18 protein-coding genes and 1 pseudogene are annotated in these 20,034 nt (G+C 70.0%); 14 read left to right on the forward strand and 5 right to left on the reverse strand.

All coding sequences use genetic code 11. From position 1 onward, the window contains the following. Positions 1-52 precede the first annotated feature (52 nt). The gene (locus tag ACH492_RS31130; protein WP_398991335.1) at positions 53-634 is read right to left on the reverse strand and encodes a hypothetical protein; all 582 of its coding nucleotides are present in this window, start codon (positions 632-634) and stop codon (positions 53-55) included. 288 nt (positions 635-922) lie between these two features. Here ACH492_RS31130 and ACH492_RS31135 point away from each other — a divergent pair, with 288 nt between their 5' ends. The 11 genes from ACH492_RS31135 to ACH492_RS31185 all read left to right on the forward strand — a co-directional run bounded on the left by ACH492_RS31135 (position 923) and on the right by ACH492_RS31185 (position 14,539). After that, complete coding sequence (locus tag ACH492_RS31135; RefSeq protein WP_307661593.1) at positions 923-1,789, forward strand: bifunctional methylenetetrahydrofolate dehydrogenase/methenyltetrahydrofolate cyclohydrolase; 867 nt, start codon at positions 923-925, stop codon at positions 1,787-1,789. Positions 1,790-1,807: 18 nt separating this feature from the next. Beyond that, on the forward strand, positions 1,808-2,650 hold the full coding sequence (locus tag ACH492_RS31140; RefSeq protein WP_398991337.1) for a DUF3017 domain-containing protein: 843 nt from the start codon (positions 1,808-1,810) through the stop codon (positions 2,648-2,650). A gap of 78 nt (positions 2,651-2,728) precedes the next feature. Continuing rightward, complete coding sequence (locus ACH492_RS31145; RefSeq protein ID WP_398991339.1) at positions 2,729-3,949, forward strand: NADP-dependent isocitrate dehydrogenase; 1,221 nt, start codon at positions 2,729-2,731, stop codon at positions 3,947-3,949. A gap of 312 nt (positions 3,950-4,261) precedes the next feature. Continuing rightward, a complete protein-coding gene (locus ACH492_RS31150) occupies positions 4,262-5,317 on the forward strand; it encodes a DUF2690 domain-containing protein (protein ID WP_398991341.1) in 1,056 nt (351 codons plus the stop codon). Positions 5,318-5,536: 219 nt separating this feature from the next. Beyond that, positions 5,537-6,526 carry a malate dehydrogenase gene (locus tag ACH492_RS31155; protein WP_398991343.1) on the forward strand — a complete coding sequence of 330 codons (990 nt, stop codon included), beginning with the start codon at positions 5,537-5,539 and terminating at the stop codon, positions 6,524-6,526. A gap of 443 nt (positions 6,527-6,969) precedes the next feature. Then, on the forward strand, positions 6,970-8,463 hold the full coding sequence (locus ACH492_RS31160; RefSeq protein WP_398991345.1) for an aldehyde dehydrogenase family protein: 1,494 nt from the start codon (positions 6,970-6,972) through the stop codon (positions 8,461-8,463). A 27-nt stretch (positions 8,464-8,490) separates the two neighbouring features. After that, positions 8,491-10,065, forward strand: coding sequence for a GMC family oxidoreductase (locus ACH492_RS31165; protein WP_398991347.1), 1,575 nt, complete (start codon positions 8,491-8,493; stop codon positions 10,063-10,065). Then, a complete protein-coding gene (locus tag ACH492_RS31170; RefSeq protein WP_398991349.1) occupies positions 10,062-11,189 on the forward strand; it encodes a glycine betaine/L-proline ABC transporter ATP-binding protein in 1,128 nt (375 codons plus the stop codon). Before ACH492_RS31165 ends, ACH492_RS31170 begins: the two co-directional genes overlap by 4 nt. Beyond that, positions 11,186-13,147: an ABC transporter permease subunit gene (locus ACH492_RS31175; RefSeq protein WP_398991351.1), complete on the forward strand. Its 1,962-nt coding sequence runs from the start codon at positions 11,186-11,188 to the stop codon at positions 13,145-13,147. Before ACH492_RS31170 ends, ACH492_RS31175 begins: the two co-directional genes overlap by 4 nt. A 27-nt stretch (positions 13,148-13,174) precedes the next feature. Next, positions 13,175-14,128, forward strand: a complete 954-nt coding sequence (locus ACH492_RS31180) for an ABC transporter substrate-binding protein (protein WP_398991353.1) — start codon at positions 13,175-13,177, stop codon at positions 14,126-14,128. Positions 14,129-14,203: 75 nt separating this feature from the next. Then, on the forward strand, positions 14,204-14,539 hold the full coding sequence (locus ACH492_RS31185) for a hypothetical protein (protein WP_398991355.1): 336 nt from the start codon (positions 14,204-14,206) through the stop codon (positions 14,537-14,539). Between the two features lie 45 nt (positions 14,540-14,584). Here ACH492_RS31185 and ACH492_RS31190 read toward each other — a convergent pair whose 3' ends face one another. Next, the gene (locus ACH492_RS31190; protein WP_398991357.1) at positions 14,585-15,304 is read right to left on the reverse strand and encodes an isocitrate lyase/phosphoenolpyruvate mutase family protein; all 720 of its coding nucleotides are present in this window, start codon (positions 15,302-15,304) and stop codon (positions 14,585-14,587) included. Positions 15,305-15,317: 13 nt separating this feature from the next. Next, the gene (locus ACH492_RS31195) at positions 15,318-15,830 is read right to left on the reverse strand and encodes a carboxymuconolactone decarboxylase family protein (protein WP_398991359.1); all 513 of its coding nucleotides are present in this window, start codon (positions 15,828-15,830) and stop codon (positions 15,318-15,320) included. A 47-nt stretch (positions 15,831-15,877) separates the two neighbouring features. Between ACH492_RS31195 and ACH492_RS31200 the strand changes: the two genes are divergently transcribed. Then, positions 15,878-17,278: a PLP-dependent aminotransferase family protein gene (locus ACH492_RS31200; protein WP_398991361.1), complete on the forward strand. Its 1,401-nt coding sequence runs from the start codon at positions 15,878-15,880 to the stop codon at positions 17,276-17,278. 54 nt (positions 17,279-17,332) lie between these two features. Here the strand turns inward: ACH492_RS31200 and ACH492_RS31205 are convergent, their stop codons facing one another. Continuing rightward, positions 17,333-18,181, reverse strand: coding sequence for a hypothetical protein (locus tag ACH492_RS31205; RefSeq protein ID WP_398991384.1), 849 nt, complete (start codon positions 18,179-18,181; stop codon positions 17,333-17,335). A 122-nt stretch (positions 18,182-18,303) separates the two neighbouring features. Here ACH492_RS31205 and ACH492_RS31210 point away from each other — a divergent pair, with 122 nt between their 5' ends. Together ACH492_RS31210 and ACH492_RS31215 are read left to right on the forward strand one after the other, a co-directional pair. Next, positions 18,304-18,597: a hypothetical protein gene (locus ACH492_RS31210; RefSeq protein ID WP_398991363.1), complete on the forward strand. Its 294-nt coding sequence runs from the start codon at positions 18,304-18,306 to the stop codon at positions 18,595-18,597. A gap of 18 nt (positions 18,598-18,615) precedes the next feature. Then, entirely contained in the window at positions 18,616-19,797 is a 1,182-nt protein-coding gene (locus ACH492_RS31215; protein WP_398991365.1) for a glutathionylspermidine synthase family protein, read from the forward strand. Positions 19,798-19,824: 27 nt separating this feature from the next. Here ACH492_RS31215 and ACH492_RS31220 read toward each other — a convergent pair. Further along, a pseudogene (locus ACH492_RS31220) lies at positions 19,825-20,034 on the reverse strand (IS630 family transposase); the annotation flags it as partial.

Raw genomic sequence — 20,034 nt, forward strand, 5'->3', positions numbered from 1 at the left:
CGGCGAGTATTGCGGCCTTCGTGTATTCGGTACGTGCGTGGTGCCAAGTACCTCAGTAACGCGGGCGGTTGAACCAGGCAGAGGCCTGCGAGTTCACCATCGCGGCGAGGATGATGCCGCCGATGGCGAGGCTGACGAGGCCACCGACCACGCCGGTGGTCTGGCCGGACGTGAAGTTGACGAGGGAGCCGAGGAGCATCAGCGATGCGTACACGATCGTGATGACGCGGATGGCGGTGCCGCCGGTGGAGAACTTCACCCCGAGGAAGATCGCCAGGCCCGCGAAGGCCAGCAGGATGAAGACCATGATGAAGCCGAGACCGGCCAGGCCACTTGCCGCGTCCGAGTCGACCGCGTCCGAGGCGGCCGCGATGGCGATGCCCGCGATGATTCCGACGAGGACCTGCAGACCGCCAATGATGAACAGGAGGACGCGGGCCGCAGTCATCAGACCGGGCATCGACGTCGGGGCCGCCGGCGGGAAGCCGCCGGCGCCGTACGGCTGGACCGGCGGGGCCTGGGGGTAGCCGTAACCGGGCTGCTGCGGCTGGCCCTGCTGCGGGTAGCCGTAGCCCGGCTGCTGCGGCTGGCCCTGCGGCTGGCCGTAAGGGTTGTTCGGGTCGCCGAAGCTCATGGCGGGTTTCCTCCGTTGGAAGTGCGGGGACGACGCGGTCCGAGCGCGGAGGAACGTCACAAGATCAGCGGTCTGCCCCCCAACACTGCCGCGGTACTGCGCGGCTCATCGTGGTATTAAGGTCGACATTTTGTCCAGTCGGCGGCCACATGTGTTGTGCAAGTGCAACCTCACGCTGTCCCTGCGGGGGCCGGGAGGAGGCCGGGAGACGGCCGGAGGGCGGCCCGGTGGCGGGCCAGTGGCGGCCCGAATTGGAACCGGGGCGGGTCCATCCGCGAGGATGGGTCCATGACTGCCCAGATTCTCGATGGCAAGGCCACCGCAGCCGCGATCAAGTCCGACCTGACCGCCCGCGTGGCGGCCCTCAAGGAACGGGGTATCACCCCGGGCCTCGGGACCCTGCTCGTCGGGGACGACCCGGGCAGCCGCTGGTACGTCAACGGCAAGCACCGCGACTGCGCGGAGGTCGGCATCGCATCGATCCAGCGCGAACTGCCGGACACCGCCACGCAGGAGGAGATCGAGGCGGTCGTCCACGAGCTCAACGACAACCCTGAATGCACGGGCTACATCGTCCAACTCCCGCTCCCCAAGGGCATCGATGCCAACCGTGTGCTGGAGCTGATGGACCCGGCCAAGGACGCGGACGGGCTGCACCCGATGAGCCTGGGCAGGCTGGTGCTGGGCGTGGAGGCGCCGCTGCCGTGCACTCCGTACGGAATCATCCAGCTGCTCCGTCACCACGGCGTCGAGATCAAGGGCGCGCACATCGTGGTCGTGGGGCGCGGCATCACCGTCGGCCGCTCGATCCCGCTGCTGCTGACTCGTAAGTCCGAGAACGCGACCGTGACGCAGTGCCACACCGGCACCCGCGATCTGGGCATGCATCTGCGGCAGGCCGACATCATCGTGTCGGCGGCCGGGGTACGGCACATCATCAAGCCGGAGGACGTCAAGCCGGGCGCGGCCGTGCTCGACGTCGGCGTCAGCCGCGACGAGAACGGCAAGATCGCCGGAGACGTCCACCCGGGCGTCGCCGAGGTGGCCGGCTGGATCTCACCGAACCCGGGCGGCGTCGGCCCGATGACCCGCGCGCAGCTGCTGGTCAACGTCGTCGAGGCGGCCGAGCGCGCCGCCGTCGCCGCCGCGGGCTGACCGGGAAGGCTGAAGCCCATGGGCGTACGCACGAACGACGAAGCGGGGGCGGACGACCGCGGTGCGGCTGCGCCGCTTGCAGAGGGCGCGGCCTCTGCCGCCGGCAGCGCAGGGGCAACAGAACCGGCGGCCGCCCCCGAGCCGGGGGCGGAGGACCGGGCCGCCGGTAACGCCGAAGGCCGGGACGCGACCGATTCGGCCGCCCCCGACGCCGAAGGCCGGGACGCCACCGAACCGTCGGCCGCCCCCGACGCCAACGGTCAGACCGGCTCCCACCACAAGCGCACCGCCCCCGACGTCGGGGCCGCCGTCGCCGCCGCGCTCGCCGAGGCCGTCCACCCCCGGCCCGGCCGTCCGGCCGTCGGCGACCAAAGCGGCATCGAGGCGCGTCCCGGGGAAACGGGGCACGCCCCCGACGCCTCCCCGGACCATCGGACCGCGCAACCCCCCGCACCCGGCAAGGTCCCCTCCCGGCGGCCGCCATCCCTCACCCGGGACACCGCCCGGCCCGAGGGCGGCGGGCGGGCCGCTCCCGGTGGGGCTCCCGCGCCCGCGCGGCAGTGGCCGCTGCTCACGGTGCTCGCGCTCACCGGGCTCGGCCTCGTGGTCGTCGGCACCGACGCCTTCGCCGACGCCTTCCGGGTCGGCACCATCCTCATCGGCGTCGCCCTGCTCACGGGCGCCGTGCTGCGCCGGATGCTGCCCTCCGTGGGCATGCTGGCGGTGCGCTCCCGCTTCACCGACATGGTCACGTACGGAGTGCTCGGCATCCTGATCGTCCTGCTCGCGCTGGTTACGCAGCCGAAGCCGTGGCTGGACGTTCCGTTCCTGGAGGACGCCGTGCACTTCACCGTGCGTTAGCCCGGCGTGGCCCACCCCGTCGAGTATCTTGATGACGAGATATCGGGATATATCGACGTGAGAGGGATGTTCCACCTCATGGCCAAGATCAAGGTTGCCAACCCCGTCGTCGAGCTCGACGGCGACGAGATGACCCGCATCATCTGGTCCTTCATCAAGGACAAGCTGATCCTGCCGTACGTCGATGTCGAGCTTAAGCACTTCGACCTGGGTATCGAGCACCGCGACGCCACCAGCGACCAGGTGACCGTCGACGCCGCCAACGCCATCAAGAAGTACGGCGTCGGCGTCAAGTGCGCCACGATCACGCCCGACGAGGCGCGGGTCGATGAGTTCAACCTCAAAGCGATGTACCGCTCGCCGAACGGCACCATCCGCAACATCCTCGGCGGCGTGATCTTCCGCGAGCCGATCATCATGGAGAACGTGCCGCGGCTCGTCCCGGGCTGGACCAAGCCGATCGTCGTCGGCCGTCACGCCTTCGGCGACCAGTACCGCGCCACCGACCTGAAGGTCCCCGGCCCGGGCATGCTCACCATGACCTTCACCCCTAAGGACGGCTCCGAGCCGATCGAGCTCGAGGTCCACGAGTTCCCGGACGCCGGTGTCGCGCTCGCGATGTACAACCACGACGAGTCGATCCGCGACTTCGCGCGCGCCTCGTTCCGGTACGGCCTGGCCCGTGAGTACCCGGTCTACATGTCCACGAAGAACACGATCCTCAAGAAGTACGACGGTCGCTTCAAGGACATCTTCCAGGAGATCTTCGACGCCGAGTTCAAGGCGGAGTTCGACGCCAAGGGCCTGACCTACGAGCACCGCCTCATCGACGACATGGTCGCCGCGGCGCTCAAGTGGGAGGGCGGCTACGTCTGGGCGTGCAAGAACTACGACGGCGACGTCCAGTCCGACATCGTCGCGCAGGGCTTCGGCTCGCTGGGCCTGATGACCTCGGTCCTGATGTCTCCCGACGGCAAGACCGTCGAGGCCGAGGCCGCGCACGGCACGGTCACCCGCCACTACCGCCAGCACCAGCAGGGCAAGGCGACCTCGACCAACCCGATCGCGTCGATCTTCGCCTGGACCCGTGGTCTTGCCCACCGCGGAAAGCTGGACAGCACTCCCGAGGTCACCAGGTTCGCGGAGACACTCGAGCAGGTCTGCATCGAGACCGTCGAGGCCGGCCAGATGACGAAGGACCTGGCACTGCTGATCTCCAAGGACGCACCGTGGCTGACCACGGAGCAGTTCCTGGACGTGCTCGACGCCAACCTGCAGAAGAAGATGGCGTCCGCCTGATCGAAACGGAACGGCGCCCGTCCTCTCCCCCGAGGGAGGACGGGCGCCGTCGTGTTTTCAAGGGTCATGGACGCGCCAAGGGCGGACAAGGGACGCCGGGGGCCTGTGGCATGGAAGTGACCATTCCGCCACGGTTTGATCGTGCGTTGCGGGCGGGACGGGGCGGTTGCGGTACGGGCGGGGCGCACGACGGGGCGTGCAGTCCGTCCCGAATGCTCCCGTGCACGCCGATAACAGGAACTGACATCCTGGGCCTGAGCATCCCATTGGGTAGTCCGTTCGGGGGAAAAAGGGGACAAGGGGGGAAAGCACATGCCTCGTTGGAAGGCACTGCCGGAGGAACTCGACCCGCAGGTCCGGGAGTTCGCCGGTCAGCTGCGCCGGCTTGTGGACCGCAGTCGGCTGAGCATCTCCGCCGTCGCGGACCGCACCGGATACAGCAAGACGTCGTGGGAGCGGTATCTGAACGGGCGGCTGCTCGCGCCCAAGGGCGCGATAGTCGCGCTGGCCGAGGTGACCGGGACGAACACGGGGCATCTGACCACCATGTGGGAGCTCGCGGAGCGCGCCTGGAGCCGTTCCGAGATGCGCCACGACATGACGATGGAAGCGTCGCGGATCTCCCAGGCGCGGGCGGCGCTCGGGGAGTTCGGCCCTGCGCAGGCAGTTGCCCCGGCAGGCCGACCGGGCGGCCTGCCGGCCGCGCCCGCGGAACCGAGTGGCCGCGACTTCGGCGGCCGGGACCCCGGCGGCGGTGAGCAGCCGCAGCGCCCGTCCCCCTACATGCCGACGCGGAGCGGTCCCGGCCTCCCAGTGCCGCCGACCGCGCCGCTGGGCGCTGACCCCTCCCCCGACCACCAGGGAGGCGGCAAGCGCAAAGTCATCATGTTCTTCGCCGGCCTCGTCGGCGCGCTGCTGGTGATCGCCGCCGCCATGCTCCTGACCGACTTCGGAGGGGACAGCACCGACGGCAGGCCCGCTGCCAAGCCCCCGCCGGCAGCCCCGACCACCAGCAGTCCGCAGCTGCCCGAGGGTGTGAAGTGCAGCGGCAAGGCATGCACGGGCCAGGACCCGGAAGCGATGGGCTGCGGCGGCGAGTTCGCCAAGACCGTCTCCTCCGCGACCGTCGGCAAGACCTTCGTCGAGGTCCGCTACAGCAAGACCTGCCAGGCGGCCTGGGCCCGTATCACCCAGGCGGCCCCCGGTGACGCGCTGCAAATCAGCGTGGCTGGCAAGGGCGCGCAGAAGGAGCTCGTGAACGCGGACAACGACGCGTACACCCCGATGACCGCGGTGGCCGTACCGGCCGAGGCCAAGGCCTGCGCGACGCTCAAGACGGGGGTCACCGGCTGCACCGGGCAGCAGTGAGCTGCGCCACAAGGGGGCGGGGGAGTACGGGGTCGCGGGTCGGATAGCCTGACGCTGGATGTCTCTTCACGTCAAGATTCAGAACGTCCGTACAGACCGCCCGTTCAGAACGTTCGGAGCGTTCGGAGGGTACGTTCAAAAGCGTACGGAACCGGTGCGAAGAGCCGTCCAGCACCAGGGGCAGGGACCCCCACCGCCAGCTGTCTTACGGAGATCGCCATGACCCGCACTCCCGTCAACGTCACCGTGACCGGCGCGGCCGGCCAGATCGGCTACGCGCTGCTCTTCCGCATCGCCTCCGGCCACCTGCTCGGCGCGGATGTGCCGGTCAAGCTGCGCCTTCTCGAAATCCCGCAGGGCCTCAAGGCCGCCGAGGGCACCGCCATGGAGCTCGACGACTGCGCCTTCCCGCTGCTGCGTGGCATCGACATCACCGACGACCCGAACGTCGCCTTCGACGGCGCGAACGTAGCGCTGCTCGTAGGCGCCCGTCCGCGGACCAAGGGCATGGAGCGCGGTGACCTCCTCTCCGCCAACGGCGGCATCTTCAAGCCGCAGGGCAAGGCCATCAACGACAACGCCGCGGACGACATCAAGGTCCTCGTCGTCGGAAACCCGGCCAACACCAACGCGCTGATCGCACAGGCCGCGGCCCCGGACGTACCGGCCGAGCGCTTCACCGCGATGACCCGCCTCGACCACAACCGCGCGATCTCGCAGCTCGCCCGGAAGACCGGCGCCGCCGTCACCGACATCAAGCGCCTCACCATCTGGGGCAACCACTCGGCGACCCAGTACCCGGACATCTTCCACGCGGAGATCGCAGGCAAGAACGCCGCCGAGGTCGTCAACGACGAGGCGTGGCTGGCCGACACCTTCATCCCGACCGTCGCCAAGCGCGGCGCCGCGATCATCGAGGCCCGCGGCGCGTCCTCGGCAGCCTCGGCCGCGAACGCCGCGCTCGACCACGTGTACACCTGGGTGAACGGCACCGCCGAGGGCGACTGGACCTCGATGGGCATTCCGTCGGACGGCTCGTACGGCGTGCCGGAGGGCCTGATCTCGTCCTTCCCGGTCACCACGAAGGACGGCAAGTACGAGATCGTCCAGGGCCTGGACATCAACGACTTCTCGCGTGCGCGGATCGACACGTCGGTGAAGGAGCTGGAGGAGGAGCGCGCGGCGGTCCGCGAGCTCGGCCTCATCTGAGGCATCTGACCCGAAGAACCGCCCCCGGCAGCCGACTGGCCGCCGGGGGCGGTTTCGTATCTCACGGAACTGCCAACAGGGTTCCGCTGCCGCCCCCGATCTGCCGGCGGTCCGCCCGTACAGTCCCGGCGAGGACACCGGGCCGCTGTTCCTGAAGGAGTTCCGGGACGGCGCCCAGGCGCGCCGCCGGAGGCGGGCAGCCGCAGTGACGGCAGGGTACGCGGGGCCGGATTGCCGCGGGAGAGGCAGCGTTTCGCTCCGTGTGTCTGGTCGCGTGCACACCGCAACTCCTGAGGCCGAAGTATGCCTGCCCCACCACGGCGTAGTGATGCGGGCCACTTTGAGACAGCTAACGCGCATGCTTTCCGAACCCATGGGCAGGCGACCCGTCCGCTGGCGATCACCAGCGAGGAACATATCGGGAACGGAAGGCCAAACGCGACGTGTCGGCACAACAGACCATCCACGTGGGCGGAGAGTGGCGCGCAGCCGCCTCCGGCGCCGCGCGCGAGATACTCGACCCCGCTGACGCGACCGTCATGGCCGTCGTGGCGGAGGGCGGGGTCGAGGACACCGACGCCGCGATCGCCGCCGCGCGGGCGGCATTCGATCAGGGGGAGTGGCCCCGCACGCCGGTGGCCGAGCGCGCCGCGCTGCTGCGGCGGGTCGCGGACCTGTTGCAGCGCAACCGGGAAGCGCTCGGGCTGCTGGAGAGCCGGGATGCCGGGAAGACCGTCGAGGAAGGCCGAATCGACGTCGACTGCGTGAGTGACGCCTTCCGTTACTTCGCCGACCTCGTCATGAACGAGAGCGGCGGACGGGTCGTCGACGCCGGGTCCGACGACATACACAGCGTGGTGGTGCATGAACCCGTTGGGGTCTGCGCCCTGATCACGCCATGGAACTACCCACTCCTGCAAGCGAGTTGGAAGATTGCCCCGGCGCTTGCCGCGGGCAATACTTTTGTGATCAAGCCCAGTGAGATCACTCCGCTGGCGACCGTCGAGCTGATCCAGCTGCTCGAGGAGGCGGGGCTGCCCGCCGGTGTGGCGAACATCGTGACCGGCGCCGGCGACCCGGTAGGAGCCAGGCTCGCCGAGCATCCCGATGTGGATCTCGTGTCCTTCACCGGCGGGCTCACCAGCGGTACGAAGGTGATGCGCGCCGCCGCAGACAGCGTCAAGAAGGTCGCTCTCGAACTCGGCGGCAAGAATCCCAATGTCGTCTTCGCCGATGCGTGTGAAAGCGATGAGGGCTTTGACACCGCTGTGGATCAGGCTCTCAACGCCGCCTTCATTCACAGCGGTCAGGTCTGCTCCGCCGGGTCGCGGCTCATCATCGAGGAGTCGCTGCGCGAGCGCTTCGTCGGCGAACTCGCCCGCCGGGCCGAGAACATCCGCCTCGGACGCGGCACCGACACGGGTGTGGAGTGCGGGCCCCTCGTATCGCAGCAGCAGCTCGCGAAGACCGAGGGATACGTCGCCTCCGCCCTGGCCGAAGGCGCGGTGCTACGGGCCGGCGGACGCAGGCCCGAAGGTGAGGGATACGAGGGGTACTTCTACCGGCCCACCGTCCTCGACCAGTGCCACCGCGGGATGCGCGTCGTACGCGAAGAGGTCTTCGGACCTGTCCTGACCGTCGAGACGTTCCGTACGGAGGACGAGGCTGTCGCCCTCGCCAACGACACCGAGTACGGGCTGGCCGGCGCGGTATGGACCGCCGATCCCGGGCGGGCGCGGCGCGTCGCCGGGCGGCTGCGGCACGGGACCGTCTGGATCAATGACTTCCACCCCTACCTCCCGCAGGCGGAGTGGGGCGGATTCGGGAAGAGCGGCATCGGGCGCGAGCTGGGGCCCGCCGGGCTCGCCGAGTACCGAGAGGCCAAGCACATCTACCAGAACCTCGCCCCGCGCCCCGTGCGCTGGTTCGCGGGCTGAGCAGGGGTAGGCAAAGGTAAGCAGAGAATGACGAAGCAGAACCTGAACACATACGACTACGTCGTCGTCGGGGGCGGCACCGCCGGGTCGGTGATCGCCTCCCGGCTCACCGAGAACCCGGACGTCACGGTCGCCGTCATCGAAGGCGGGCCGAGCGATGTCGGCCGGGACGACGTGCTGACCCTGCGGCGCTGGATGGGGCTGCTCGGCGGCGAACTCGACTACGACTACCCCACCACCGAACAGCCCCGCGGCAACTCACACATCCGGCACAGCCGCGCCCGGGTGCTCGGCGGCTGCTCCTCCCACAACACCCTCATCGCCTTCCGGCCGCTGCCGTCCGACTGGGACGAGTGGGCGGCCGCGGGTGCCGAGGGCTGGGATGCCGAAGCCATGGACCCGTACTTCGACCGGCTGCGCAACAACATCGTGCCGGTCGACGAGGCGGACCGTAACGCCATCGCCCGCGACTTCGTCGACGCCGCCCAGGCGGCGCTCGCCGTCCCGCGCGTCGAGGGCTTCAACAAGAAGCCCTTCCATGAGGGCGTCGGGTTCTTCGACCTCGCGTACCACCCGGAGAACAACAAGCGGTCCTCCGCCTCGGTCGCGTATCTCCACCCCTTCCTGGACCGGCCGAACCTCCATATAGCGCTGGAGACCTGGGCGTACAAGCTGGAGCTCGAAGGTCCCCCTACCTCCGGCAGGGCGAACCCCAGGGCGACGGGCGTACGCGTCCGTACCAAGGACGGCGAGGAGCGGCTCGTCCAGGCGCGGCGCGAAGTCCTCGTCTGCGCGGGCGCGGTGGACACGCCCCGGCTGCTGCTGCACTCCGGCATCGGGCCGCGCGCCGACCTGGAAGAGCTCGGCATCCCCGTCGTACACGATCTCCCGGGCGTCGGGGAGAACCTCCTCGACCACCCGGAGTCGGTGATCGTCTGGGAGACGCACGGGCCGATCCCCGAGAACTCGGCGATGGACAGCGACGCGGGCCTGTTCGTACAACGCGATCCGGACACCCAAGGGCCCGATCTGATGTTCCACTTCTACCAGGTCCCGTTCACCGACAACCCGGAGCGCCTCGGCTACGAGCGGCCCGCGCACGGGGTGTCGATGACGCCGAACATCCCCAAGCCGCGCAGCCGCGGCCGCGTCTATCTGACCAGCGCGGATCCGGAGGTAAAGCCTGCGCTGGACTTCCGTTACTTCACGGACGAGGACGACTACGACGGCCGTACGCTCGTCGACGGGATCAAGCTCGCCCGCGAGATCGCGACGGCTCAGCCGCTGGCGGGCTGGCTGAAAAGAGAGGTCTGTCCGGGGCCGGAGGTCACCTCGGACGAGGCGATCGGCGAGTACGCGCGCAAGGTCGCGCACACCGTGTACCACCCCGCCGGAACCTGCCGAATGGGCGCCTGGACAGATCAACTTGCCGTAGTGTCACCTGACTTGAAAATCCGGGGCATCGACGGCATCCGCATTGCCGACGCGTCCGTCTTTCCGACGATGCCCGCCGTCAACCCGATGATCGGGGTCCTGATGGTGGGCGAGAAGTGCGCGGAGCTGCTTTCCGCGGCTTCCGAAGAGAGGGGCCTGGCCCGATGAAGTCCAAGACCGAAACCCTGGATACTGCCCACACGACCGTGGACGACGGTGCCGCGCCGCCCGTCTTCTCCGTACAAAACCTGTGGAAGGTCTTCGGCCCGAAGGCCGACCGCATTCCCGGCGACGCCGAACTGGGCGCGCTCACCCCTGCCGAGCTGCGCGAACGCACCGGCTGCACGGCAGCCGTGCGCGATGTCTCCTTCGATGTGCGCAAGGGCGAGGTCTTCGTCGTCATGGGCCTGTCCGGCTCCGGCAAGTCGACGCTCGTACGCTGCCTGACCCGGCTGATCGAGCCGACTTCCGGGACGATCGCCATCGACGGCGAGGACGTGCTCTCCATGGACACGGCGCGACTGCGCGAACTGCGCCGCCACCGTGCGTCCATGGTCTTCCAGCACTTCGGCCTGCTGCCGCACCGCTCGGTGATCGACAACGTCGCGTACGGACTCGAGATCCAGGGCCTGGGCAAGGCCGCGCGCCGCTCCCGGGCGGCGGACGTCGTCGCGAAGGTCGGCCTGGAGGGCCTCGAGCACCGCAGGCCCGGCCAGCTGTCCGGCGGTCAGCAGCAGCGTGTCGGCCTTGCGCGGGCGCTCGCCGTCGACCCCGAAGTGATGCTCTTCGACGAGCCGTTCAGCGCGCTGGACCCGCTGATCCGCCGCGATATGCAGGAGGAGGTCATCCGGCTGCACCGCGAGGAGGGCCGCACGATGATCTTCATCACGCACGATCTGAGTGAGGCGCTGAAGCTGGGCGACCGTATCGCGCTGATGCGGGACGGCCGGATCGTGCAGCTGGGCACGCCGGAGGAGATCGTGGGCTCGCCCGCCGACGACTACGTACGGGACTTCGTCCGCGATGTGCCGCGCGAGCAGGTGATGACGGTGCGTACGGCGATGCGCCCGGCGGCGGACCCGGCCGAGGCGGAATCGGGCGCGGCGATCGCCCCTGACGCAACGGTCTTCGAGGCGATCGAGGCGGTGGCCCGCAGCGGCGCCCCGGCGCGTGTGATGCAGGACGGCCGCTGCGTGGGGGTGGTCGACCACGCGGGGCTGCTGGATGTGGTGGCCGGCGTGGACCGGGGCGCCGATACGGACGGGGCAACGGACAAGGCAGTCGTCGCATGACGGCCGTCGTCACCGCCCCCGCCAAGGAAGCGGCCGCACCCGAACCCGGGCTGCGCGCCCTGCTGCGCCACCGTGTCCACCGCAAGCTGCTGCTGCTCGGCGTCGCCGCGCTCGTGCTCATACCCGTCGGGGTCGCCCTGTGGGGCAGCGGCAGTTGGCCCGCCGAGCTGACCGTCGACGTATCCGGTCCCCTCGACGACGCCAACGAGTGGGTCGTCGACAACCGCGACACCCACCCCCTCTTCCTCTACTTCCTCCTCCACCTCTCCAACACCGCCACCGACGCGGTCGACGCCGTCTACCAGTTCCTGGACGCCATGGGCTGGCTGGGTGTCCTCGCCGCCGGTGTGCTGTTCGCCTGGCGGGCCGCCGGGCTCGGCCAGCGCGGGGTGAAGGTCGCGGCGACCGCCTTCGGGGCCTTCGCCGTGTGCGGGCTGCTCGGGATGTGGGACGCCACGCTGCTGACCATCGCGCTGATGGTCGTCGCGGTCGCCGTCGCCGCTCTGCTCGGCGTGCTGATCGGGCTCGCGGCCGGGCTGTCCCGCCGGGTCGACCGGGCGCTGCGGCCGGTGCTCGACACCATGCAGGTGCTGCCCGCGTTCGCGTATCTGCTGCCGTTCGTGCTGGTCTTCGGCACCGGCACGCCCGCCGCGCTGTTCTGCACGGTCATCTACGCCGCCCCGCCCATGGCCCGCCTCACGGCCCTCGGGCTGCGCGGCGCCGACCCCGCCGTGCTCGAAGCGTCCGCCTCGCTCGGCGCGAGCGCATGGCAGCGGCTGCGGACCGCGCGGCTGCCGCTCGCCCGCAAACAGATGCTCCTCGGCCTCAACCAGACGATCATGATGGCGCTCTCGATGGTCGTCATCGCGGCCCTCGTCGGAGCCGGCGGTCTCGGTGAGGAGGTCTACTCGGCGCTCTCCACCGTCGACGTCGGCAAGGCCCTCTCCGCGGGCATCCCGATCGTCCTGATCGCCGTCTGGCTGGACCGTACGACCGCGGCGGCCGGTGACCGTATCGGCGAGAGCTCACCCGGCGGCGGGCTGCTGCACGGCCGCTCCGCCTGGGCGCTGGTGTTCGCCGGCGTCGTGGCCGCGGCCTTCGGCCGGCTGGCCGTCGGCAGGGTATGGCCGGAGGGCTGGACGTACGACATCTCCACGCCCGTCAACAAGGCGCAGGAGTGGATCACCGAGAACCTCACCTTCACCGAGGCCTGGGCGCGCGAGTTCACGCTGTGGATCCTCAACCCCCTGCGTGATGCCCTGATCTGGCTCCCCTGGTGGTCGCTCCTGCTGCTCGTCGCGGCCCTCGCCTGGCTGGTCGGCACCTGGGCGACCGCGCTGACCGCCACGCTCTCGATGGCGGCGATCGGCGTACTCGGGGTCTGGGGCAAGTCCCTCGACACGCTCTCCCAGGTGCTCGCGGCCCTCGTGCTCACGCTGGCGCTCGGCGTCCTCGCGGGCATCCTGTCCGCGCGGGCCGGGCGTCTGGAGCGCTGGCTGCGGCCGGTACTGGACGCCATGCAGACGATGCCGCAGTTCGTGTATCTCATCCCGGTGGTCGCGTTGTTCGGCGTCACCCGGGCATCCGCGATCATCGCCGCCGTGGTGTACGCGCTGCCCGCTGTCGTACGCATCACCACCCAGGGCCTGCGCGAGGTCGACCCGGCCGCGCTCGAGGCATCCCGTTCGCTGGGCGCGTCGACCCGTCAGCAACTCCTCCAGGTCCAGCTGCCGCTGGCCCGCCCGGCACTGCAGCTCGCCGTCAACCAGGGCGTCGTGCTGGTGCTCGCGGTGGTCGTCGTCGGCGGCCTGGTCGGCGGCGGGGCACTGGGCTACGACGTCGTGAAGGGCCTCTCCCGGGGCGAGATGGGCATCGGCATGACGGCCGGAGTCGCGATTGTCTGCCTCGGCCTCGTACTGGACCGGATCACCCAGCCCGCCACCCGCAAGACCGACTGAACCCTTCCTTCCATTCACAGGAGCACCATGCGCACCATCCGTACCACCACAGCTGTCATCAGCGCCCTCGGCGTCCTCGCCCTCAGCGCGTGCAGCGCCGCCGAGACCGGTAAGAAGGACGAGGCCGGCGGCGCCAAGACCGTGAAGCTGACCGTCCCCTCCTGGGTCGGCGCCCAGGCCAACACGGCCGTCGCCGGCTACATCCTGAAGAAGGAGCTGGGCTACACCGTCAAGACCCAGCAGATGGGCGAGGTCCTCGCCTGGGACGCGCTCGCCAAGGGCGACATAGACGCGATCATGGAGGACTGGGGTCACCCCAAGGAGGAGAAGCAGTACGTCACGACGAAGAAGACCGTCGTCAAGGGCGGCGACCTCGGCGTGACCGGGCACATCGGCTGGTTCGTGCCGAAGTACTTCGCGGACGCGCACCCCGATGTCACGGACTACAAGAACCTCAACAAGTACGCCAAGGACTTCAAGACCGCGGAGAGCGGTGACAAGGGCGAGATCCTGGAGGGCTCCCCGGACTACGTCACCAACGACGACGCGATCATCAAGAACCTGAAGCTCAACCTCAAGACCAACTACTCGGGTTCCGAGGCCGCGCAGATCACCGCGATCAAGAAGTACGCGAAGGAGAAGAAGCCTTTCCTGACGTACTGGTGGACCCCGCAGTGGCTGAACGCCCAGGTCGACATGGTCGAGGTCAAGCTGCCGGAGTACAAGGCGGGTTGTGACGCCGACCCGAAGGCTGTCGCGTGCGCGTACCCGAACACGCCACTGCAGAAGTTCCTCAACGCGGACTTCGCGAAGAACGGCGGCGAGGCGGCGGAGTTCCTGAAGAACTTCAAGTGGACGACCGAGCAGCAGAACGAGGTCGCGCTGATGATCGCCGGCGAGAAGATGTCGCCGGAGGCCGCGGCCGAGAAGTGGGTCAAGGCGAACGAGGCGACGTGGAAGGCTTGGCTCCCGAAGAAGTAGCCCGCGGCCGTCCCGCACCTCTGAAGTACCTCAACTCGCTTGAGGGAGTGCGGCCCTGAGGGCGAGGATCCGTGCATGTTCTTCGGATCCGGCAAGCAGGAACTCTCTGTACTCGTTCTGCGTGACGCGGACGGCATCGCCGATGCCGTCCGCGCCGCGTTGGTGACGGCGACGCCGGAGGAACGCCCTGGCCTGGAGCGGGCCGCCGCCCTTGTCGCCGAGGCCGCGGCGGCCACGGACGCGGAGCTGCGCGGCCGCTGGGTGCGTGGGCACCTGGCCGCGGCCGGCGTCGAAGGCCCGGCCGATTCCGTCGCCGCGATCAAGGCCCTGCGCAAGGCCGAGCCGCGGCTGAGCCTTCTCGCGGCGGTGGGCCTGGCGAAGGACGCGGAGTCGACCGGGCCGGAGGCCTAGGGCGGCAGCCTAGGGCGGCAGCCTCGACACGCGGCCGGGCGGCGGTCAGCCCCGCAACTCCTCGGCGATCTCCCGTACCGCGGCCATCGCCTTTTGGTGCAGGCCGGGGCCGAAGGTGATCCGGGTCGCGCCCAGGCGGCCAAGTTCGGCGACGGGCGGGCTGCCCGGGAGCGGTGCGACGTTGATCGGCCCCCCGATCTCCTCGCGCAGCAACGGGAGTTGCTCCGGCGGTACTGCGTACGGGTAGACGCAGTCCGCGCCCGCCGCGACATACAGCCGTGCCCGGGCGATCGCCTCCGCCGGGTCGGTCACTCCGCGCAGGAACGAGTCGACCCGGGCATTGATGAACAGCCGGTCGCCTGCCTCCGCGCGGACCTCGGCCAGCCAGTCGGCGTGCCGTTGCGGGTCCTTGAGGGCCTTGGTCGCGGAGTCGGAGTCCTCCAGGTTGCAGCCGACGGCTCCGGTGCCGAGGATCCGGGCGACCAGCTCTTTCGGGGGCAGGCCGTAGCCCGCCTCGACGTCCGCGGAGACCGGCACGTCCACCGAGCGGGCGATACGGGCGACGGCCGCGAACATCTCGTCGGCGGGCGTCTGTCCGTCCTCGTACCCGAGGGCGGACGCGACCCCGGCGCTCGGGCTCGCCAGGGCAGGGAAGCCGGCGTCCGCGAAGGCGCGGGCACTGGCGGCGTCCCACGGGCCCGGGAGGACGAGGGGGTCGCCGGGGGCGCGGTCGTGGTGGAGGGAGCGGAAGGTTTCGACGGTCATCACTGATATCCCGTCAGTGCTTGAACTGGCCGGGCGTGTAGTGGCCGGGGACCATGCGTGTGCTCACGCCGAAGCGGTTCCAGGCGTTGATGACCGTGATCGCCGAGATCAGCTGGGCGAGCTCCGCCTCGTCGAAGTGCTTGGCGGCCCTCTCGTACACCTCGTCCGGCACAAAGCCGTCGGTGAGGAGGGTGACGGCCTCCGTCAGTTCGATCGCCGCGATTTCCCTCCCGGTGTAGAAGTGCTGCGACTCCTCCCATGCGCTGAGCTGGATGATCCGCTCCACCGACTCGCCCGCCGCGAGGGCGTCCTTGGTGTGCATGTCGAGGCAGAAGGCGCAGTGGTTGATCTGCGAGGCGCGGATCTTGACCAGTTCGAGGAGGACCGGGTCGAGGCCCTGCCGGGCGGCCGCGTCCAGCCTGACCATGGCCTTGTAGACCTCGGGAGCGAACTTCGCCCAGGGGAGGCGGGGGGTGTGCTCGGGGGCGTAGGACGTGTTCTCGTTCGGCGTCTGGTTCGTCGTCATGGCTACGACCGTACGCGCGCGGTGGCGCACGAGTATGGTCCATTCTCATGACGGATCACTGGGCCACTTTCGGCGCTGACCTCCATTTGGAACTGCGCGGTTCCGGCCTGCGTACGGGCCTGATGGACGCCCTGCGGGAGGCCGCGCGCAGCGGGCGGCTGGCCCCCGGGACGCGGCTGCCGTCCTCGCGTTCGCTCGCCGCCGACCTGGGGATCGCACGCAATACGGTCGCCGACGCGTACGCCGAACTCGTCGCCGAGGGATGGCTCACCGCGCAGCAGGGCTCGGGGACGCGGGTCGCCCGCCGGGCCGCGCCGCGGAAAGCGGCGGCGGGTGCGGTCAGGTCCCGGCCGGCCGGCCGCGGCCCCCAGTACAGCCTGATGGCCGGCAGCCCCGACCTCGCGTTCTTCCCGCGCGCACAGTGGCTCAAGGCGGCCCGCCGGGCGCTGACCGCCGCGCCGCACGAGGCCTTCGGATATGGCGATCCGCGCGGGCGCGTCGAGCTGCGTACCGTACTGGCCGACTATCTGGCGCGGGCGCGAGGCGTCTACGCGGACCCCGAGCGGATCGTGATCTGTTCCGGCTTTGTGCACGGGCTGATGCTGCTGGGAAAGATGCTGAGGCGGCGGCGGGTGCGCGAGGTGGCCGTCGAGTCGTACGGGCTCGATGTGCACTGGAACCTGCTGACCGAGGCGGGGATGCGGACCCCGGCCCTGCCTTTCGACGAACTGGGCTCGCAGACAGGTGAGTTGGAGGCCCTGCGCGGCGCGGGCGCGGTGCTGCTGACGCCCGCACACCAGTTCCCGATGGGAGCTGCGCTGCATCCCGACCGGCGCGCGGCCGCCGTCGACTGGGCCCGCGGGACGGGCGGGCTGATCCTGGAGGACGACTACGACGGGGAGTTCCGCTACGACCGCCAGCCGGTGGGCGCGCTCCAGGGCCTCGAACCCGACCGGGTGGTCTATCTGGGCACGGCGAGCAAGTCGCTGGCGCCGGGGCTGCGGCTCGGCTGGATGGTGCTGCCCGAGGAACTCGTGGGCCAGGCGCTTGAGGCGAAGGGCTCCGTCGACTGGGTGTCGAGTGCGCTGGACCAGCTGACTCTCGCGGAGTTCATCGCGTCGGGCGCGTACGACCGTCATGTACGGGGGATGCGGCTGCGCTACCGCAGACGGCGCGACCAGCTGGTGCGGGCGCTGGCGGAGCGCGCGCCGGACATCCGGGTCAGCGGGATCGCGGCGGGGCTGCACGCGGTGCTCGAACTCCCGCCCGGCACCGAGCAGTCCGTGATCCAGGCGGCGGCGTGGCAGGGCCTGGCGGTGGAGGGGGTCTCGCGATACCGGCACAAGGACGCGCCACGCGGGAGGGACGCGCTGGTGGTGGGGTACGCGACGCCGTCGGACAGCGGCTGGGCGGGGGCGCTGGACGCGCTGTGCCGGGCGCTGCCGTGAGCCTGCGGCGGCTTGCCCGGGGGCGTTTTCCCCCGGGTAGGGGAACAGCCTCGCTCAGGGGGTCGCAGCCTCAGGCGCCTCCGAAGCCGCGGGCGGCTCGCCGAACCGGGCCAGTGCCAGCGCCCCCGCCACCGCCACCATGAAGCCCGTCACGGCCAGCCAGGCCAGGCCCTCGCGGGTCTGGTCGCCCAGCCACACCACGCCCACCACCGCCGGGCCGATCGTCTCGCCGAGCACCAGGCCCGCCGTGGCCGTCGTCACCGAGCCGCGCTGCAGGGCGGAGGTGAGCAGCAGGAACGCCGCACCGCCGCCGAGCAGCAGCGCATACAGCGCCGGATTGGCCAGCACTTCGGGCAGCGCGACCGAGTCGATCAGCCGGACCGAGACCTCGACCACGCCGAAGCCGAAGCCCGCGCCGAGGCCGAGCACCAGGGCGCGCGGTTTGTCGGGGAGGCGGCCCGCGGCCGCGCCGACGACGAGGACGGCGAGCGCGATACCGAGCATGGCCCAGCGCAGGGCGGTGGATCCGGGTTGGTCGCCCTCGGCGCCCGAGGCGAGGCCCAGCATCGCGAGCCCCACGCAGACCACGGCGACCGCTCCCCACTCCGTCCGGCTCAGGCGGACAGGGAGCAGGTGCGAGGCGACCACGGCGGTCACCGCGAGGCTGGCGGCGAGCGCCGCGCCGACCGCGTAGATGGGGATGGAGCGCAGGGCGACGATCTGGAGGGCGAAACCGAGGCCGTCCAGGGCGAGTCCGGCCAGATAGCGCCACTGACGCAGTGCGCGCAGCAGCAGCGCCGGGTCGACGCCGGAGCCGGTGCCCGGCTGCGTGGCGCGTGCGGCGACGGCCTGGAGGACGGAGGCCGTGCCGTAGCAGACCGCGGACCCGAGCGCACAGATCATCCCAAAGAGCACAAAGCGACTGTAGATGAGAAGGGTTGGCAGACCGGGTTAACGAGCGTGCGAGGCGGCCCTCTAGTCTGTCCGACGATCTACTGGCTTGATTCGAACGGGGCGACCGGCTGATGGTGCGACGCAGGCTGAGGTCGAGCACGGTTGTGCTCGGCGGCATGGGGGTGCTCGCCGCGACGCTCACAGCATGCGGCTCGGAGCCGGACGAGCGGTGTGTCGACCCGGTGACCTACGAAGTACTGCCGGACTACGAGTGCGATGGCGATGGCGACGGCGATGGGTCCGGCAGCAGCGGTAGGTACTACTACGGCGGCAGGGTCAGCGGCGGCCGGGTCGATGGCGGCAGCTTCGACAGGACCGCTGTCGACAGCGGCGGCTTCGGCGGCTCCAGCTCCGGCGGCGGCTGAGTACGGGGCCTACACAGCATGAAGCGTCACGTCATCGAGCCCCGCCCGGGCTGGCAGCAGATCGTCGAGGAACAGGGCCTCATATACCCGCTGACCCGCTACCCGGACGGCTCGCTGCGCCCGTACTGGGACGAGAGCGCGTACTACGAATTCTCGCTGCCCGAGGTAGAGGCGCTGGAAGAGGTTGTCGAGGAACTGCACGCCCTGTGCCTGGCCGCGGCCGCGCACATTGTCGAGCACAACCGCTTCGCCGACCTCGGCATCACCGACCGGCGACTGGCCAGGCGGGTCGCCGAGTCCTGGCGGCGGAGGGACGAACTCCCTTCCCTCTACGGGCGGTTCGACCTCCGCTACGACGGCACCGGCCCGGCCAAAATGCTGGAGTACAACGCCGACACCCCAACCTCCCTGGTCGAGGCCGCCAGCCCGCAGTGGTTCTGGATGGAGGACCGCTTCCCCGGCGCGGACCAGTGGAACTCCCTCCACGAACGCCTCGTAGACGGCTGGAAGCGGCAGGCCCCGCTGCTGCCGCCGGGGCCGCTGCACTTCGTCCACTCCGACGGGGACGAGCTGGGCGAGGACCTGATGACCGTCGCGTATCTGCGCGAGACGGCCCAGCAGGCGGGTATCGCCACCGAGGCGCTCTCCGTCGAACGCATCGGCTGGGACCGGCTTTCCGGACGCTTCGTCGACGACCGGCTGCGCTTCATACGCAGCTGCTTCAAGCTCTACCCGTGGGAGTGGCTGGTCACCGACCGCTTCGGGCCGCACGTCCTCGACACTCTGGACAACGGCGGCGGCACCGGCACCACCTGCTGGATCGAGCCCGCCTGGAAGATGCTGCTCTCCAACAAGGCGCTGCTGGCGATCCTCTGGGAGCTGAACCCCGGCCACCCGAATCTGCTGCCCGCCTATCTCGACGGCCCGCGCGAACTCGCCGCCGAGCGGGGCTATGTCGCCAAGCCCCTGCTCGGCCGCGAGGGCGCGGGCGTCACGATCCACGAGCCGGGCACCGGTCCCGTACTGCGTGAAGAGCCGTGCTGCTACCAGGAGTTGGCCCCGCTGCCCGACTTCGAGGGCAACCGCGTGGTGCTCGGCGCATGGGTCGTCGAGGGCGAGGCGGCGGGGCTCGGCATCAGGGAATCGGCGGGGCTGGTCACGGACGAGTACGCCCGCTTCCTGCCCCACGTCATCCTCTGATCCCAGGCGGGACTTCTAAAACACGCCCTAGTCTGCTGAGTCAGGAATTCTGTTCAGATATGAGGCGAGGCGTTCGAGGATCTCGTCTGCGGTCTTCGTCCAGACGTAGGGCTTCGGGTCGGTGTTCCAGGCGGCGATCCAATTGCGGATGTCCTTCTCCAGGGCCTGGACGGACTTGTGGACGCCTCGCCGTATCTGCTTGTTGGTGAGTTCGGCGAACCACCGCTCGACGAGGTT

Origin of the sequence: Streptomyces sp. NPDC019443 (assembly GCF_044389785.1) — a bacterium.
In the GTDB taxonomy this organism is placed as follows: domain Bacteria; phylum Actinomycetota; class Actinomycetes; order Streptomycetales; family Streptomycetaceae; genus Streptomyces.

Excerpts from the sequence above, each read along its gene's own strand:
- ACH492_RS31165 (WP_398991347.1), top strand. The coding sequence starts at position 8,491 with ATGACGAAGCAGAACCTGAACACATACGACTACGTCGTCGTCGGGGGC.
- ACH492_RS31205 (WP_398991384.1), bottom strand. The coding sequence starts at position 18,181 with ATGATCTGTGCGCTCGGGTCCGCGGTCTGCTACGGCACGGCCTCCGTC.
- ACH492_RS31190 (WP_398991357.1), bottom strand. The coding sequence starts at position 15,304 with ATGACCGTCGAAACCTTCCGCTCCCTCCACCACGACCGCGCCCCCGGC.
- ACH492_RS31195 (WP_398991359.1), bottom strand. The coding sequence starts at position 15,830 with ATGACGACGAACCAGACGCCGAACGAGAACACGTCCTACGCCCCCGAG.
- ACH492_RS31145 (WP_398991339.1), top strand. The coding sequence starts at position 2,729 with ATGGCCAAGATCAAGGTTGCCAACCCCGTCGTCGAGCTCGACGGCGAC.
- ACH492_RS31175 (WP_398991351.1), top strand. The coding sequence starts at position 11,186 with ATGACGGCCGTCGTCACCGCCCCCGCCAAGGAAGCGGCCGCACCCGAA.
- ACH492_RS31140 (WP_398991337.1), top strand. The coding sequence starts at position 1,808 with ATGGGCGTACGCACGAACGACGAAGCGGGGGCGGACGACCGCGGTGCG.
- ACH492_RS31135 (WP_307661593.1), top strand. The coding sequence starts at position 923 with ATGACTGCCCAGATTCTCGATGGCAAGGCCACCGCAGCCGCGATCAAG.
- ACH492_RS31180 (WP_398991353.1), top strand. The coding sequence starts at position 13,175 with ATGCGCACCATCCGTACCACCACAGCTGTCATCAGCGCCCTCGGCGTC.
- ACH492_RS31130 (WP_398991335.1), bottom strand. The coding sequence starts at position 634 with ATGAGCTTCGGCGACCCGAACAACCCTTACGGCCAGCCGCAGGGCCAG.
- ACH492_RS31215 (WP_398991365.1), top strand. The coding sequence starts at position 18,616 with ATGAAGCGTCACGTCATCGAGCCCCGCCCGGGCTGGCAGCAGATCGTC.
- ACH492_RS31150 (WP_398991341.1), top strand. The coding sequence starts at position 4,262 with ATGCCTCGTTGGAAGGCACTGCCGGAGGAACTCGACCCGCAGGTCCGG.
- ACH492_RS31185 (WP_398991355.1), top strand. The coding sequence starts at position 14,204 with ATGTTCTTCGGATCCGGCAAGCAGGAACTCTCTGTACTCGTTCTGCGT.
- ACH492_RS31170 (WP_398991349.1), top strand. The coding sequence starts at position 10,062 with ATGAAGTCCAAGACCGAAACCCTGGATACTGCCCACACGACCGTGGAC.
- ACH492_RS31210 (WP_398991363.1), top strand. The coding sequence starts at position 18,304 with ATGGTGCGACGCAGGCTGAGGTCGAGCACGGTTGTGCTCGGCGGCATG.
- ACH492_RS31200 (WP_398991361.1), top strand. The coding sequence starts at position 15,878 with ATGACGGATCACTGGGCCACTTTCGGCGCTGACCTCCATTTGGAACTG.
- ACH492_RS31155 (WP_398991343.1), top strand. The coding sequence starts at position 5,537 with ATGACCCGCACTCCCGTCAACGTCACCGTGACCGGCGCGGCCGGCCAG.